14 protein-coding genes are annotated in these 15,726 nt (G+C 44.9%); 2 read left to right on the top strand and 12 right to left on the bottom strand.

Features of this window, described 5'->3' with window-relative positions; translation table 11 throughout:
• Positions 1-46: 46 nt before the first annotated feature.
• The 8 genes from AC1U9U_RS00205 to AC1U9U_RS00170 form a co-directional block, all read right to left on the bottom strand.
• Entirely contained in the window at positions 47-1,246 is a 1,200-nt protein-coding gene (locus AC1U9U_RS00205) for a M20 family metallopeptidase (protein ID WP_479958525.1), read from the bottom strand.
• 68 nt (positions 1,247-1,314) lie between these two features.
• Positions 1,315-1,782, bottom strand: coding sequence for a hypothetical protein (locus AC1U9U_RS00200; RefSeq protein WP_479958524.1), 468 nt, complete (start codon positions 1,780-1,782; stop codon positions 1,315-1,317).
• Positions 1,766-2,314, bottom strand: a complete 549-nt coding sequence (locus AC1U9U_RS00195; RefSeq protein WP_479958523.1) for an RNA polymerase sigma factor — start codon at positions 2,312-2,314, stop codon at positions 1,766-1,768. Before AC1U9U_RS00195 ends, AC1U9U_RS00200 begins: the two co-directional genes overlap by 17 nt.
• A 201-nt stretch (positions 2,315-2,515) precedes the next feature.
• Positions 2,516-3,418, bottom strand: a complete 903-nt coding sequence (gene rocF, locus AC1U9U_RS00190) for an arginase (protein WP_479958522.1) — start codon at positions 3,416-3,418, stop codon at positions 2,516-2,518.
• A gap of 244 nt (positions 3,419-3,662) precedes the next feature.
• Entirely contained in the window at positions 3,663-5,750 is a 2,088-nt protein-coding gene (locus AC1U9U_RS00185) for a cell wall-binding repeat-containing protein (RefSeq protein ID WP_479958521.1), read from the bottom strand.
• A 200-nt stretch (positions 5,751-5,950) separates the two neighbouring features.
• Positions 5,951-6,481 carry an ABC transporter substrate-binding protein gene (locus AC1U9U_RS00180; protein ID WP_479958520.1) on the bottom strand — a complete coding sequence of 177 codons (531 nt, stop codon included), beginning with the start codon at positions 6,479-6,481 and terminating at the stop codon, positions 5,951-5,953.
• Complete coding sequence (locus tag AC1U9U_RS00175) at positions 6,478-7,065, bottom strand: sigma-70 family RNA polymerase sigma factor (RefSeq protein ID WP_479958519.1); 588 nt, start codon at positions 7,063-7,065, stop codon at positions 6,478-6,480. Before AC1U9U_RS00175 ends, AC1U9U_RS00180 begins: the two co-directional genes overlap by 4 nt.
• A 114-nt stretch (positions 7,066-7,179) precedes the next feature.
• On the bottom strand, positions 7,180-7,857 hold the full coding sequence (locus AC1U9U_RS00170) for an N-acetylmuramoyl-L-alanine amidase (RefSeq protein ID WP_479958596.1): 678 nt from the start codon (positions 7,855-7,857) through the stop codon (positions 7,180-7,182).
• A gap of 466 nt (positions 7,858-8,323) precedes the next feature.
• On the opposite strand from AC1U9U_RS00170, the gene AC1U9U_RS00165 reads away from it, so the two are divergent.
• Both AC1U9U_RS00165 and AC1U9U_RS00160 read left to right on the top strand, forming a co-directional pair.
• Complete coding sequence (locus AC1U9U_RS00165; RefSeq protein ID WP_479958518.1) at positions 8,324-9,853, top strand: SLC13 family permease; 1,530 nt, start codon at positions 8,324-8,326, stop codon at positions 9,851-9,853.
• Positions 9,854-10,136: 283 nt separating this feature from the next.
• Positions 10,137-10,718 (top strand): 50S ribosomal protein L25, encoded by a 582-nt coding sequence (locus tag AC1U9U_RS00160; RefSeq protein WP_479958517.1) that lies wholly within the window; start codon positions 10,137-10,139, stop codon positions 10,716-10,718.
• A 140-nt stretch (positions 10,719-10,858) separates the two neighbouring features.
• Here the strand turns inward: AC1U9U_RS00160 and sdhB are convergent, their stop codons facing one another.
• From sdhB to hydF, 4 genes are all read right to left on the bottom strand, one after another.
• Positions 10,859-11,611 (bottom strand): succinate dehydrogenase iron-sulfur subunit, encoded by a 753-nt coding sequence (sdhB, locus tag AC1U9U_RS00155; RefSeq protein WP_479958516.1) that lies wholly within the window; start codon positions 11,609-11,611, stop codon positions 10,859-10,861.
• Positions 11,612-11,623: 12 nt separating this feature from the next.
• Entirely contained in the window at positions 11,624-13,360 is a 1,737-nt protein-coding gene (sdhA, locus tag AC1U9U_RS00150) for a succinate dehydrogenase flavoprotein subunit (protein WP_479958515.1), read from the bottom strand.
• A 48-nt stretch (positions 13,361-13,408) separates the two neighbouring features.
• Complete coding sequence (locus AC1U9U_RS00145) at positions 13,409-14,029, bottom strand: succinate dehydrogenase cytochrome b558 subunit (protein ID WP_479958514.1); 621 nt, start codon at positions 14,027-14,029, stop codon at positions 13,409-13,411.
• A gap of 374 nt (positions 14,030-14,403) precedes the next feature.
• Positions 14,404-15,726, bottom strand: coding sequence for a [FeFe] hydrogenase H-cluster maturation GTPase HydF (hydF, locus tag AC1U9U_RS00140; RefSeq protein WP_479958595.1), 1,323 nt, complete (start codon positions 15,724-15,726; stop codon positions 14,404-14,406).

Below are 15,726 nucleotides of genomic sequence, written 5' to 3'. Positions count from 1 at the left end.
CAAAATGCCGCTACTTATTTTTCCAAGTAACGGCAGGCTAATAAAATTAAACCCCTGCAGATTTTTGTCGAACCTTGAGGGGGGTAGACCCCCGAAATTCCCGCTTTATCCGACTTAAAAGCTGCGGATTATTTAAAACATCCCAACCGGTCAGGGCCAAGGATTGAATTGCTAATAGGAGTAAACGCTCTCCAGGGGATGAAATGCAGGCAAGGGTAAAGTCACGGGTATGGGGAATATTAAAGCCCCCTCCCAGGGTTAAATACGGGTGTATGGCGGGAACAACCCTACTGACATTGCCCATATCTACAGAACCCATAGCAGTTTGAGGGGGAGAAATATTGCGCACACCCAATTCCAGCAGATTCTCCTCAAAAGCCCCGGCTAGGGTGCGATTGGTTCGCATCTCATCGTAAGAATGCTCAAATTTGCCCCAATTAACTTTTGCGGAAAAGGCCGCCGCCGCCTCTTTTGCACAGCGAACAACCTGCCTGCGAAAATTATCCAGATCCTTTCGCCGGCGTGCCCGCAGGTAAAACTGAGCTACAGTGCGTTCCGGTACCACATTCGGCGAAGTCCCGCCCTCTTTGATGATCCCGTTGATATACACATCCGGGGGCAATATTTTCTTTAGCTCATTGATACGGTTAAAAAAATCGATTAATACATCCAGGGCATTGACCCCATAATGAGAGGCTGCCACCGCATGGGCGGGCTTACCTAAAAAAACAAACTCCAAAGCATCTAGGGCTAAGGAGGAAATCTCCGCTACATTCTGACTTCCCGGGTGAAACATCAGGGCAGCATCTACTTTTTCAAAGATACCCTTATCTACTAGGACGACTTTACCGCCGCTGGTTTCCTCAGCGGGACTGCCTACCACCCAGACCTCACCGGGAAGTTCCAGGCTCTTACTTAAGGTGATTGCCGCTCCCGCACCGGCGGCTCCAATTAAATTATGTCCACAAGCATGGCCGATCCCGGGCAAGGCATCGTATTCCGCCAAAAAGGCTATACAGGGGCCGGGCTTATAGCCTTTAAACCGGGCAATAAAGGCTGTTTCCAAAGCGGCGGCCGGCTGCTCGATCGCAAACCCATGTTTTTTCAACAGTTGGGTTAAGGTTTCAACCGCAAAAAACTCCTGATACCCCAGTTCCGGATTATTACCTATTTTATGTGCTGCCTCCCATGCCTCCCTCCAGATGACCTGAGCCTGATCTCTAAAGAACATCTTTACGGCATCCATTGAAACATCTCCATCTCTTTGCAAGCATAGATTATCTACTGCGTGGATAAATCAATCAGCAGATGGCATTAAAACTCCTTCTGATGTAAGTTTCCTTTATCTCGTATACCCTCAAAGAGAACCCAAACAAACAAAATTCCCACAATTGCCAAACCGTATTGACCCCAAAAGAATTGATAACCCACTCTAATATGCTTGAGAATTTCCCATTTATCTGAGAGCCAGCCCCACCTTCCCAAGACCCATTCTAAGGTCGGTATATGGGCTGTAAGCCAAACTATGCTATTGAATAGCCCCGTCTTTAGCCAAGGTCCCATAAACCAATTGAGCAGGAAGAAGCTTAGGGACAGGACCATAACGGCAGCAAGGAAAATAAAGCCCCATTTCCGCCGCTGAGCTAGTAAACGTTTTTCCTCAAAATCAATAGGGCTAGCAAGAATCTGCTCCATGATGACTGCATTCATTTTTTGCAAAGGCTCCTGAGCAATGGGTTTATCACGAAATAACTCTTTAAGCATTTCATCCATTTCCTTCATGGATCTTCCTCCTTTCCATGAGCTGACGGAGCCTTTCTTTGCCCCGATGAAGATGAGTCTTAACTGAGCTAACGGGAATATTTAAAACGGTGCTGATTTCCTCATAACTTAACTCCTGTTGGTAACGAAGATACAGGGCTTGTCGGTAATGCTCGGGTAATTCTTGAAGGATAGCTTGAAGTTCCAGTTCCCGCTCCTTATTAAGCCAAGTCTCCTCCGGTCCCGGCTGATGATCGGCAACGCTTTCATCGATAGTTAAAGGAACTTCCTTCTTTTTCTTACGAATTAAGTCTATGGCTTTATTCCGAGCGATAGCATAGAGCCAGGACCGAAAAGTATAGGCGGCGGAATAGCGCCAGAGATTCTTATAGGCCGCTAAAAAAGCCTCTTGGGCACAGTCAAAAACTTCATCCTCCGTGCCAAGAATTCCACGTAAAAAATGAATTAAAGGTTCCTGATAGCGCTGTACGAGCAAAGAATATTGCTCATGCTTTCCCATCAGAACTTGCTGAATTAATTCAGCATCTTCCATAATGACAAGCCGCTCCTATCTCTTTGATAGCTATTCGGATAGCACAATTTTCACGGCGCATAAGGGCGACCAAGACTTCCGCCTGCGCAGAGGCTTAGCGCAAGCCAAGTCTTCTTTACATCTCTCATTATGTTCTACGTGTTTTACATCAAAAAAGTTTCACTCCTCTTTTATTTTAAAACTTCTTGCGCGATTATGCTACTAATAAATCCTTTGACCAAAGGCCGACCCAATTAATCCTACGGCCAGTTCCGCAGTTTTATTCTGAATATCTAAAATTGGGTTGACTTCGACCACATCCATACTTAAGAGGCATTGACACTCGGCAACCATCTCCAAAGCCAAATGGGCCTCCCGATAAGTCATGCCGCCTTGGACCGGGGTGCCCACTCCAGGAGCCTCAGTCGGATCCAGCACATCCAGATCAAAGCTGATATGGACGCCCTCTGTTCCCTGATTGGCGATCTCCAGGCCTTTTCTTACTACCACTTCCATCCCCAGCCGATCAATATCACTCATGGTAAACACTGTGATCTGGGATTTCCGAATCGCTTCCCGTTCTTCATCATCAAAATCCCGGGCCCCGATAATCACCGTGTTTTCCTCCTTAATTTTTCGCTCCGAGCCACCGATCCCGATCAACTCCTTAGCACCTATGCCGTTAGCAATGGCTAGGGGCATGCCATGGATATTGCCGCTGGAGGTGGTATCCACGGAGTTATAATCCCCATGAGTATCGAACCAGATTACCCCGAACCGCTTACCGCTGGCCGCACACCCGGCCAAGGAACCGATTCCGAGGCTATGGTCCCCTCCGATTACCAGGGGAATAACTCCATCCTTAATGGCCTGGGCCACCAAGGGATAGAGTTTTTGATTAACTCCGGAGATCTCCGGCAGATATTTCAGCATGGGATCTTTAATTTCCCGAGTCTCCGCGATAGGAACATCAATATTACCTACATCCTCCACTTCCCAGCCCAGTTTCTTCAAGCGTCCATGAAGGCCCGCATAGCGAATGGCACTAGGGCCCATATCCACCCCGCGCCGATCTGCTCCTAAGTCGATAGGTACTCCGATAATACGTACGGTTCTTTTGTCCACCGGCAACCCCTTCTTTCGTTTTTAAATTCTCATTCTTTTACTGTTCTTCTTTTTAATTACCTTCTTTTTTCCATCTCCTCAAAATGCTCTTAACTCTCCTATTAAGCTTTTCAAAGAGGAGGGATTTATATACAAAAAAAGCAGCAAGAGCCTTCATCCTCTTACTGCAAAACTAAAGATATACTACAATAACCTCTTTCTGAATCCCTGTTTACATGGGTAACGCTTGTATTTCCAAAGAGTCTTAAGGCACCTCTTTATTCGCTGGGTCCGACCCATCAGCCTTGATCCTGAAGGTTTCGCTAACCCCTGATCTATTGTAGTTATAGCAGTTGTAATAAACATATCCATCAATATAACTAAGATTCATACTCATGCCGAGCTTGGAGGCATCACCGACCTCACTTAAGCCTCCTCCTGCACTGATCTTAGTTAATCCAGTTCCATCGGTTTTGATCTTATAAATTCCATTCGATCCAGTAAAGTAAAGATATGTCCCGGAAAGGTTAAGCCAAGTTCCGGAATACCCATCGTCATAGATAACAATTCTTTCCTCAAAATCATCCGGAATGTCGTTAGGTTTTATTTTATAAATTTGTGTATAATTAGTAAACAAATTATCCACGCAATAAAGCCAGTCTTTTGTCCCAAAGGCCAAATACATGGCTGCATCGATGACTTTAGATTTGTCTTTGCCGTCGAGGGTAATTCGCCAACCGGCATTACCATGTTCAAAAAATATATAACCATCGGCAATATTGATAATTCGGCCACCTTCATAGCCAGTTGGTCCAAAATCAAACAGTTTGACCTTTTGTGTCCCATCGGTCCTTACTTTATATATTCCAGGATCGGTGATTGCGTCAAGATTACTGTATTTGGCTGTATGATAGTAAATCCATCCATCAATGACATGAATATTAGAAGCGTTATCGTTGCTAATTTTGGTGTTTTGCGTACCATCGGTTCTCATTTTATAGATACTTCCGGAATATACGGTTATGGTTTCGGGCTTCGTGCTGTAATCGTTTTCCTTTAGAATTTGAACAGGGCTAGATTTACGATAATATATCCAGTCCCCTACCACATTAATATATGGATTAGGGGAAATGTCAGCCCCCGTTTCACCAAGTTTAACCTTATTCGTACCATCTTTTCGCATTCTATAAATTGCACCATTATTCCCTTCGCCTGTCTTTTGATAGAAATAGATATAATCCCCCTGTTCCGCTGCAAGGCCACCGGAAGCTAAATTTCCTGAAGCGTTCCCAATTTGATTAGTAACACCATAATCTAGAATCGATTTCACCCGCTGGAGGGCATAAGGGGTTAATGCTCCTTCGCCACCCAAAGCCCAGATTTGATCTATCTTTTCGTTGTAGAGTGATTGAGTTGAAATCCCCACTCCATACTCACTAGCTAATATGAGTGGAGAACCTGTTTTAGCAGCTAAAGCAGCCCCCGCAAGAGCATCTGGAAAATCCTTTCCAGTGGCTACGAAGATCTTCCTAAAATCGACGGTGTCATAGAATGCATTTAAAATCGATATATTTGTTTCATATCTATTAGATCCCCAAAGCCTTAGGGGATTAGGTAATTGTTGCAGAACATTATTACTGATTACTCCCGTTCCACCAATAACAAAGGCTTTTTCGATATTATGCTCTACGAGATACTCCTTTAACCCCTCTGGAAACGAGGTCTTCTTAGATAATATAATAGGCATACCTTGTTTAGCGGCGATCGGCGCAATGGCGAGTGCGTCTGGAAAGTTACTGCCTGTGGCTATAGCAATCTCATTACCTATATCAAAATTCTCCATGAGAAAAGTTGCAAGGTTTAATGAAGTTTCATAACGGTCATGCCCCCCAATACGCTTTACAACATACCCAAGGCCTTTAAGAGCGTTTTCCACTTTGACGGAAATCGCACCCTCTTCACCAACCAGATAGACGTTCTTCGCCTTTAGCCGTTGTAATTCCGTTTGGAGTGTCGTGCTTAGATCTTTACTGGATGTAAGCAATAGAGGAGCATCCAATTGCTTCGCCAAGGGAGCAGCACTAAGGGCATCAGGAAAATCCTCACCAGTTGTCAAAACCACATTCTCAGAGGTCCCCCAACCTTTTTGGGAAACGGCAAGTGCCGTACCATATCGATCCGCCCCAGAAATCCTAGGAAGCGTGGTGGCGGCATGTACATGTGACGGAAATATGAGACTCATTGTAGATAAGAAAAAGACACATAGCAAGGTAAGAGACGTTAAATACCTACTCGCTATAGCTTTTACTGGATATAAATCGTAAATTCTCCACAACTTAGCATAAACACTCAAGATTAATCCTCCTAAATTATATAAAAGTAAACAGATACTTTTTTAAACCACCTCTTTTATTCGTTTTTAAAAACTTGTTCCCTCTTAACTGTTTCTGGAAACCTTGTCATAATAAAGTCAAAAAGCAAAAACAGCCTGGCATTCTTTGAAAGAATGACAAGCTATTAATTCCTCTTGGCATTGCGTTAGATCGGAGGAGTTTAGGGAATAAGTTTCTCTAAAATCTCTTCGACACCCATCCCTTGAGTTAATTTAAAGCTACCAGCGCGGAAACGGCTGGCGAGGTTTCTTTCTTTAACAAGGTCAAGGAACTCCTCTTTCGAGGAAATCCAGCCTTCTGCCAAGAGTAGATCAGCAATTCTGTCGGCAGTTGATCCGTTGGGGATTGTGAAGACACCTTGGTTTTTCTCTGTTTCTTGAGTCCCCTTGTCTTTTTGATCAGTACTTACGCCTTGATTTCCTTTAGCACCCAAATTATTATCATTGGTTTGTCCACCCGGATTTTCATTATTGGTAATATTTCTATCCTGGTTACTTTCTTGGTTGCTTTTGGGATCGTTTTTGGGGTTTGGTCCTTTATTAGTTTCTTGATTAGCTCCTTGATCGGCCCCCTGATTGACCGCCGGGCCCCCGGCGATATTGATGCTCACCGGTGGGACCACCATAGCGATCAGAGCACTTAAGATGAGCCCAGAACCCAATCCTAATAAATAGGAGCGGGATATTTTCATAATCCCAGCCCCTTTCCTTGAGGGGCCGTTCTCAAGACCATATTAACGGCGTCCCGACTGATTGCCAGGTGACCGGCAATTTCCGCCACGGACCAACCTTGATTAGATAGTTCCAATACCCATTGATATTTTTCCGGGAGAGCTTGGGTAGGAGCTTCCTCAGGAGTGGGGAGCCCATTATACAAATTGTATGGGGATGAAGGCTCACACTTGCGAGAGTAAACATGGGGTTGTATCGGAATCTGTGCTTGAGAAATTGAATTAGATTGTGCCGGGGCCTGATCAAAATTGTGCATTGTGGACGAAGTTAATTGACTTAGATTGATCTTCTGGGCGTTGACCTCGGAGCGGAGATCGGCTTGAACATTTTCGTTACGAATCAGTCTCAGTTCATGATCTCCTAACTGGGCTTTTACTTCCCGCAAGCCTCTTTGAACCTGGCTGACTTCCTTTTTTACTCCGGCCAAACCTTGAAGAATAGTCAATATTTCCTGACTTGATTTTCCAGAGGAATTACCTATTTTCATTGCCCAAATGAGACAGGCCAAACCTAATATAAACAACAGGATGGGTAGTAGATTCATACCGCGATTCCCTCCTAAATACTTCTCCGCTACATTGAGCTTGAAGAGCATGAAGTAATTTATTCGGGATAATAACCCGCATTTCCTTCTTTTTAGAGAAAACCCGGCTTCTGCTTAATTTATCTCAATGGTTGGAACGACTTCGCTTTTTGCGGTAATTCCCTCTTTTTGTAACCTCCGGCAGTACTCGGACAATCCCTGATAAATGGCCACACTCAACTGATGTTGGTAATCCGTCTCATTGAGCCTCTGCTCCTCCCGGAGATTGGAAAGGAAGCCTACTTCCACTGTCACCGCGGCCTGTTCGGCTTTTTTTAATATGAAGAGGTCCTGATTGGATTTGGCTATCCGTTTGGTTCCGGCCAGCTTATTCAACTCCACTTGAATAGCCTCAGCCAGCATCTTTCCTTCCGGGGAATCCCCATGATAAAAAACCTGTGGTCCCGTTAAGGATTTATTGGGGGAACTATTCACATGAATGCTTAGATAGACATCTGCTTGTGAATCTTTGGCCAACTGGATTCGTTGAGCCAGATCCTCTCTTTTTCTCTTGGCCAAGCCTTCAGAAGTGCCCAAGTCCACATCCATTTCCCGAACCATGACGGGTTTGCCCCCAGCCTGATGGATAAGAAGTTGCAGACGTTTGGAAATATTCAAGGTAATGTCTTTTTCCAGACTGATCTTACCTACCGCCCCGGGGTCAACACCACCATGTCCGGCATCAATTAAGATTACCTGATTGCCAATAGTCCAGCTCCAACTTTTTTCTCCCTGTTGATTAGTCTTCCACATCAGGTTACCGGTAAAAAAAATAAACGCGAGCACAAAAACCCCAATTCCAAACTTGACTAAGCTTCTATGTTTCTTTATGCTACGTTTTTTTAACCACTTTTGCTTAATCTTCATGAATTTCCCCTCCTCACTTCACTAGGCTGGATACGACATCCCTTCAAAAATTTATGGGCGAGATGCTTGGCATTATTCCTCCCTGGAAAGGCCTCCCGAAAATTTTGAATATGAGTAAAGGCTATTCAGTTTCCGAGATTGTTCTAAAATATATTAAGATTTTTTAAATTTTATATATTCAAAATTTTCTTATAAAAGGTATAATAGACATATCCCGATTTTTTTCGAGACTACAGTCGGGACTATAGATAGAAGGGAAAGGAGGGCAGTATTATTTCGGATCGGGTAGAGGGAGAAAAACCTATATAAATGCCCAAGTAGAAAGAGGGCAAAATCGAGGGGAGGACAATCTATGTCTACAGAATTAAACCAACAGCCGTCCACAACGATCTCTGAAGCAGAAGAGAAATTTGAACGAGCGCGCAAGACTATTGGCTTTTTTCTCGCTCCAGCACTTTTCATTTTAATTTATTTTATGCCAATGCCGGGACTTACCCCAGAAGCTCATAAGCTTGCTGCAATTTTCGCCTTTACCATCACCTGTTGGGTTACCGAAGCGATTCCCATTCCCATTGCGGCCATTCTGGGTCCGGTTCTAACTGTTATTTTTGGTGTTACCACTGCCGCAAAGGTTTTTACGGCTTATTCTAATCCAACCATCATGCTGTTTCTGGGTGGTTTTATCCTAGCTGAAGCAATGGCCGTTCAAGGTCTGGATCGCCGTTTCGCCATCGGTATTCTGTCCATGAACACAGTCAAAGGGAACGCCTACCGAATTCTCTTTGCCTTCGGTGCCATTATTACCTTCCTTTCTATGTGGCTATCCAATACCGCCACCGCCGCTATGATGTACCCCATTGGTTTAGGGGTATTGGCAGCTATCATGAATCTTAAATCAGAAGCTGCAGGCAAGACCAAGTTCGGTACCGGTATGATGCTTATGGTTGCCTATACTGCCAGTATCGGAGGAATCGGTACACCCATCGGCAGCCCGCCGAACTTAATCACCCTCGCCAATATCGAGAATATTCTTGGGGTGAAAATTCCCTTTGTTTCCTGGATGATCATGACCGTTCCCATTATGCTCATAATGTTCATCTTCCTTTACTTCTATATTTCCAAGGTTTATCCCCCGCCGCAAAAGGATGCTTCATCAAGTTCCGCCTATATCGAGGAACAAAGGAGAACTCTTGGTTCTTGGACCCGTGGCCAAATCAATGCCTTAATCGCCTTCCTGGTAGCAGTTAGTCTATGGGTTTTCCCCGGAATTGTTGCGATTTTCCAAGGTACCAGCGGTCCCCTTTACAAGTCCTTCTCAGCCGTAATGCCCGAGTCCGTTGTTGCCCTCCTGGCAGCCTGTCTCCTCTTTGTTCTGCCTACTAACTGGCAAAAACGGGAGTTTACTTTAACAGTTAAGCAAGCCATGAACATTGACTGGGGAACCCTTCTTCTCTTCGGTGGTGGTATTGCTCTCGGGGATCTCATGTTTTCGACCGGTCTTGCCGAAGTAATCGGTAATGGATTGGTTGGCCTAACCGGAGCAAGCACACTGATCACTATTACTGCTTTAGCAATCTTTATCTCCATGCTCTTAACTGAAACCACCTCTAATACAGCTGCCGCCACCATGATCGTGCCTATTGTTATTGCCATCGCCACGCAAGCAGGTGTAAACCCCATTCCACCGGCTCTCGGTGCCGGCTTAGCCGCCTCCATGGCCTTTATGCTTCCTGTATCAACACCACCGAATGCCATCGTCTACGGCTCAGGTTTAGTTCCTATCACCAAGATGATCAGGACCGGTTTCTGGTTAGATTTCTTTGCTTACTTCGTCATCCTCGCCGGTGTTCTTACCCTGCCTAAACTGGTAGGATTAATGTAAAACTTAAAAGTAAAATTCTGCCCCTAACTATACCCTAAAATTGTGAGCTGGTGTTAAAACTACCGAATAAGTAGTAATAGCACCAGCTCATTGTCTTAGAGGAATAAGCAGGAAAGACAACTTCCCACGTCCTTTGAAGCCGTAAGTTGCTTTGTCCTTGGATTATGAAAGCCTTTGGACTTTGACTTTCTGGTTTAAAGGAGATAAAGTAAATATTGTTATGACTAACAAATATTGTTATGTTATATGTTGACGGCGTACCAAAGAATGGAGGGTAAAACAGATGAACGAAACTGCACTTCAAGCCATTGAAAGGAAAGAAAAACCTAAGAAAGCTAGGAATAACGGTTTTGTGCCTGGAGTACTCTACGGTAAAGGTATGGACTCCATCAGTGTGAAGTTTGATGAAAGAAAGCTGCAAAAAGTACTTCAGGGACGTTCCGAGAAGGCCAAAATCTCTGTGATATTAGGGGATGAGACCAAGCAATGCTTCGTCCAAGAGATTCAAAGGGACCCAAGGTTAGGAAAGCCTATTCATATTGCCATGCAAGTGGTTCGTGAAGACCAAGTTGTAAAAATGAAAGTTCCGCTTATCTTTGAGGGAAGTGAACAGCTCAATGAAAAGAGACTCATTCTCCAGCCCTATTTTTCTGAAATCGAGCTTTCCGGCCCCGGTATAGATATCCCTGAGTGTATCCTTGTCGATGTTGGAGATATGGCTTTAGGGGATAAGATCACGGTGGCAGATCTTAAGGTTATGCCTTCCGTAGAAATACTGGATGATCCTAAGAAAATTATTGCCGCTATTACCGCATCAAGGGTTAATCTGCCGATAAGCGATGAGGCTGATGCCATTGAAGCCTAAATACTAAAAAGTAATAGGGTCCGTACCGATATAACGATTCATTAGTAGTGGCGCTATGTCAGGCGTACACGCACAAAGAAACGCGGCTGTCTAATTCAGCCGCGTTCTTTATTCCTTCGATAAAACTATATCAATTCCTGCTAGCTATTTAACCACCGTTTGAGCGCAAATTTGTTGACCTCTTTATTCATATCGGCGAGGCTGGTGGTCAGCGGGATTTCCTTGGGGCAGGCCCGCACACAGTTCTGGGCATTGCCGCAGTCGGTGATGCCACCGTCACCCATTAAGGCGGATAAACGGATATGCTTATGCATCTCCCCAGAGGGATGAGTGTTAAAGAGACGGGCTTGGGAAATGGCTGCCGGCCCAATGAATTTGGAGCGGGAGTTAACCTGAGGACAGGACTCCATGCAGCAACCACAGGTCATACACTTGGAAAGCTCATAGGCCCATTGTCTTTTTACCTCAGCCATCCGAGGCCCAGGACCCAGATCATAGGTGCCGTCAATATCGATCCAAGCGTGAACCTTCTTCAAATTCTCAAACATAATAGTCCGATCGACCATTAAATCCCGGATAAGGGGGAACTTTGTTAATGGCTCGAGGACGATAGGCTGTTCTAATTGATCCACTAGAGCCGAGCAGGCTTGCCTGGCTTGGCCATTAATATTCATTGTACAAGCCCCGCAGACTTCCTCAAGACAGTTACACTCCCAGACCACTGGGTTAGTTTTTTGTCCCTGAGCATTGACAGGGTTCTTCTGAATCTCCATGAGGCAAGAGATGATGTTCATCTTAGGACTGTAAGGAACTTCAAACTCTTCCCAAAACATTTGTTGACCGGGTGCATTTTGACGACGTATTTTAAGTTTAACGACCTTTTGCCCTGACATAAACTCCACCTCCTATTTCTCTACATCATAACGCCGTGGTCTTGGCGGAATAAGCGACACATCTACCGGTTCATAGCTAAGCTCCGGACCGGTCTTGGTATAGGTAGCGATGGTGGTTTTCAGCCAGTTGGCATCATCCCGCTCCGGATAGTCGGGCTTATAATGGGCTCCACGGCTTTCGTTACGGTTCAGGGCTCCAAGGGTAATCACCCGGGCCAGCTCTAACATATTCCAAAGTTGACGAATAAATACGGCAGTCTGATTGCTCCAATTTACATTATCGATAAGCTTGATGTTCTCCCAGCGTTTCAGCAATTCTTGGATTTTACGGTCAGTCTCTGCTAGTTTGTCGTTGTAACGTATGACTGTGACATTTTGAGTCATGATATTGCCAAGTTCCTCATGAATACGATAAGGATTTTCTTCACCTTTCATATTAAGGATCTGTTTCCAAATCTCTTCCTGAAGTTTTTGTTCCCGGGCAAAAGCCTCCTCTTCCCCGGTCGGTGTCTTAAGTTTATTTTTCTTAATATATTCCACAGACTTAGGACCGGCAATCATTCCGCCGAAGATCGCTGAGAGCAAGGAATTAGCCCCCAGTCGATTGGCTCCGTGATATTGATATTCACATTCTCCAGCGGCAAAGAGACCTGGGATATTGGTCATTTGGTCAAAATCTACCCACAGTCCGCCCATGGAGTAATGGACTGCCGGGAAGATCCGCATGGGAACCTTCTTAGGGTCATCCCCAACAAATTTTTCGTAGATCTCCAGGATTCCACCCAGTTTGACCTGGAGCTCATGGGGATCTTTATGGGAAAGATCTAAATAGACCATGTTTTCTCCGTTAACCCCTAAACCTAAGTCAAAGACTACATGGTAGATAGCCCTTGTAGCAATATCCCGGGGAACAAGGTTACCATAAGCCGGATACATCTCCTCTAGGAAGTACCAAGGCTTACCATCCTTATAAGTCCAAACACGTCCACCCTCACCCCGAGCGGACTCGGACATCAGCCGCAGTTTATCCTCTCCCGGAATGGCTGTGGGGTGGATTTGAATAAATTCCCCATTAGCATATTTGACGCCCTGCTGGTAAAGGGCTGAGGCGACAGAGCCTGTATTAATGGTGGAATTGGTGCTTTTGCCAAAGATCATACCGCAGCCCCCAACGGCCACGATCACTGCATCGGCGGCAAAGCTGTGAATGCTCATATCTTTAAGGTCTTGGGCCACAATACCCTTACACACCCCGTCATCAATGACGGCGGACAGCATCTCCCAGCCCTCATATTTTTTAACCAAACCCTCCACTTCAAAGCGGCGAACTTGTTCATCCAAAGCATATAAAAGCTGTTGCCCGGTAGTTGCTCCGGCAAAAGCCGTCCGATGATGTTTGGTTCCGCCAAAGCGCCGAAAATCCAATAACCCTTCCGGGGTCCGGTTAAACATTACACCCATGCGGTCCATAAGATGAATGATTCCCGGGGCCGCATCACACATAGCTTTAACCGGTGGTTGGTTAGCTAGGAAGTCCCCTCCATAGACCGAATCATCAAAATGCTCCCAGGGTGAGTCTCCTTCCCCTTTGGTATTAACCGCTCCATTGATTCCACCTTGGGCACATACGGAATGGGAGCGTTTCACCGGTACTAAAGAGAATAAATCTACCGGCGTCCCTTCTTCTGCGATCTTACTGGTAGCCATGAGACCGGCTAGTCCACCGCCTACCACAATTACCTTACTCATCCTCTTCACCTCTTAATCTTTTTTATAGACTATGAACTATGGTTATTCTTACATAAAGGCGGCAAGATCTAAGAGCCCAACAAAAGTCATCACAACAAAAATGGCCGCACATACATAGGTCCATTTTTGTTGAGCCTTAGGGCCAATTGTAAGACCCCAGGTTATAGCAAAAGCCCAAAGGCCGTTGGTAAAGTGGAAGATAGCAAGAATAATTCCGAGAGCATAAAAAATAAGTCCCAAGGGATTCGCGATAGCACTCTGCATTCCAGCAAAGCTCGCTTCCCCGAAGCGGAGTGCAAATACATGGGCCGCAACGAAGACTACAGTATAGATTCCGGAAATACGTTGGATGATATAGAACCAGTTACGGGCGTATTTATAGCGCAGCACGTTGCTTTGGCCGGTATAAACCACCCAAGTGCCATAAATCGCATGAAGGATAATTGGAACAAAAATAATAATCATTTCGATCATGAAAATTCCCGGGATACTTTGCATAGTCCCAATTACCTTATCATATTGAGCGGGGCCAAAACGGGCCGCGAGGTTCAAACACATGTGGAATGTTAGGAAGATACCAATTGGTAATAATCCTAAGAGAGAATGAATACGGCGAATCAAGAAATGATATGAATTCTCTGAACTTCTCAAACCTACCTCATTACTCATGATCTAACCTCTTTTCTCTTTAAAATTTCCTCCGTTTTACTGTCTACCTTTTCCCTCCGGACGGGTGACTATGGTCACCCCAATAGCCCTTTTCACCTCCCCGAATTTGTATAAACTAATATCTGGTCACAATTCGAGCCAAAGATCATCTGCTTAAAATACTTTAACGGCTCAGACCAGATTTAACGACTGGGTTCTCTATATTAATATTTATTTGTTAGCTGGTCATATTTTTGATATGTTTAAATTTATCTTAATACGAATAAATAGGGGAGTCAATAAATTATTAAAATTTTCTCAATTTTATAATTAGTTATACTAGTCAAACAGTTGTTAAAATCTATAAATATAAATTCCCAGCTATGGGTTTCAAATTAGGCCCAATTTAAAAACGCGGTCTCTTCTTGGTTCGGTTTACTCTCAGGGTTCTCATCGAAGATCCCAACCGCCCTGTCCATAATCCCATTCAGGTAGGCCAAAACGATGCCATAGTTGGTGATGGGGATTCCTTTCGAGCGGCAGATTCGGATTCTGGAGTCCATGGTCTTTTTATTCAGCATACAGGAACCGCAGTGGATAACCATGTCATATTCTTCCAGGTTGTCCGGGAAGTCTTGACCCATTTTAAAATCAAAGTTCAAGGTATTCCCTAATTTTTTAGTGAGAAAATTAGGGATTTTGACGTGGCCGATATCCTCATGGGAATGGTTATGGGAGCAGCTTTCCATCATGAGGATTTTGGCTCCGGCCTTTAAACTTTGCAGTTGAGAAGCTCCGCGAATCAACTCAGTCAGATCTCCTTTAAGGCGTGCAAACAGGATAGAGAAAGAGGTTAACTTAATTGCAGCAGGAACCATCGCACTTACTTGTTGGAAGGCTTGGGAATCCGTGATCACTAAATCCACCTTCGGCAATTCACCCAGGGCCGACTCCAGTTCCGTATCTCTTACTACGTGACACTTTAGACCGTGATCCAAGCAATCCCGAATGATTTGAACCTGAGGCAGGATCAGTCTCCCTTGAGGAGCTTCGGAATCGATGGGAACCACAAGAACCACCGTACTATTATAGGGTAGTAAATCCCCCACGATAGCCGGATCCTTGGTCGAATCCTGTAGGATCTCAATCAATTGTTCCCGCAACTCCGGAATGCCTGTACCTTTAAGGGAGGATACATAAACTGGTTTATCCTGATCCCCGGAATCCTTTTTCTGTGTACTCGTATACCGGGTCTCTACCGCATCCTTATTTCCCCGGCTTTTATTTCCTTTGATCTCTTCCAGTTTCGACTGTGAAACGGTATCTATCTTATTAATAACCCTCAAGTAGGGCGTATTGAATTTGCGGAAGTTGGCCAGCGCTTGCTCACAAGATTCCGTTTCCGAGGCTGGATCCAGGTCATTAATGTTCGATACATAAATCGCTAAGTCGGTTTTTTGCAGCACCTTTAAGGATCTCTCCACCCGGAGTTCACCCAGCTCTCCCTCATCATCAAGGCCGGCCGTATCAATAAAGACTACCGGCCCAAAGGGAATCAACTCCATGGTCTTTTGCACCGGGTCGGTGGTTGTCCCTTTAACCGGGGACACCAAAGCGATTTCCTGACCGACCAGGGCATTTAACAAGGAGGATTTCCCGGCATTTCTATTGCCGAAAATGGCGATATGGGGCTGATTGGCTGTTGCGGTTCGGTTCAT

This window comes from Desulfitobacterium sp., assembly GCF_982384815.1.
The sequence above is the reverse complement of the archived record's forward strand: the minus strand, read 5'-3'. Positions and strand labels throughout refer to the sequence as shown.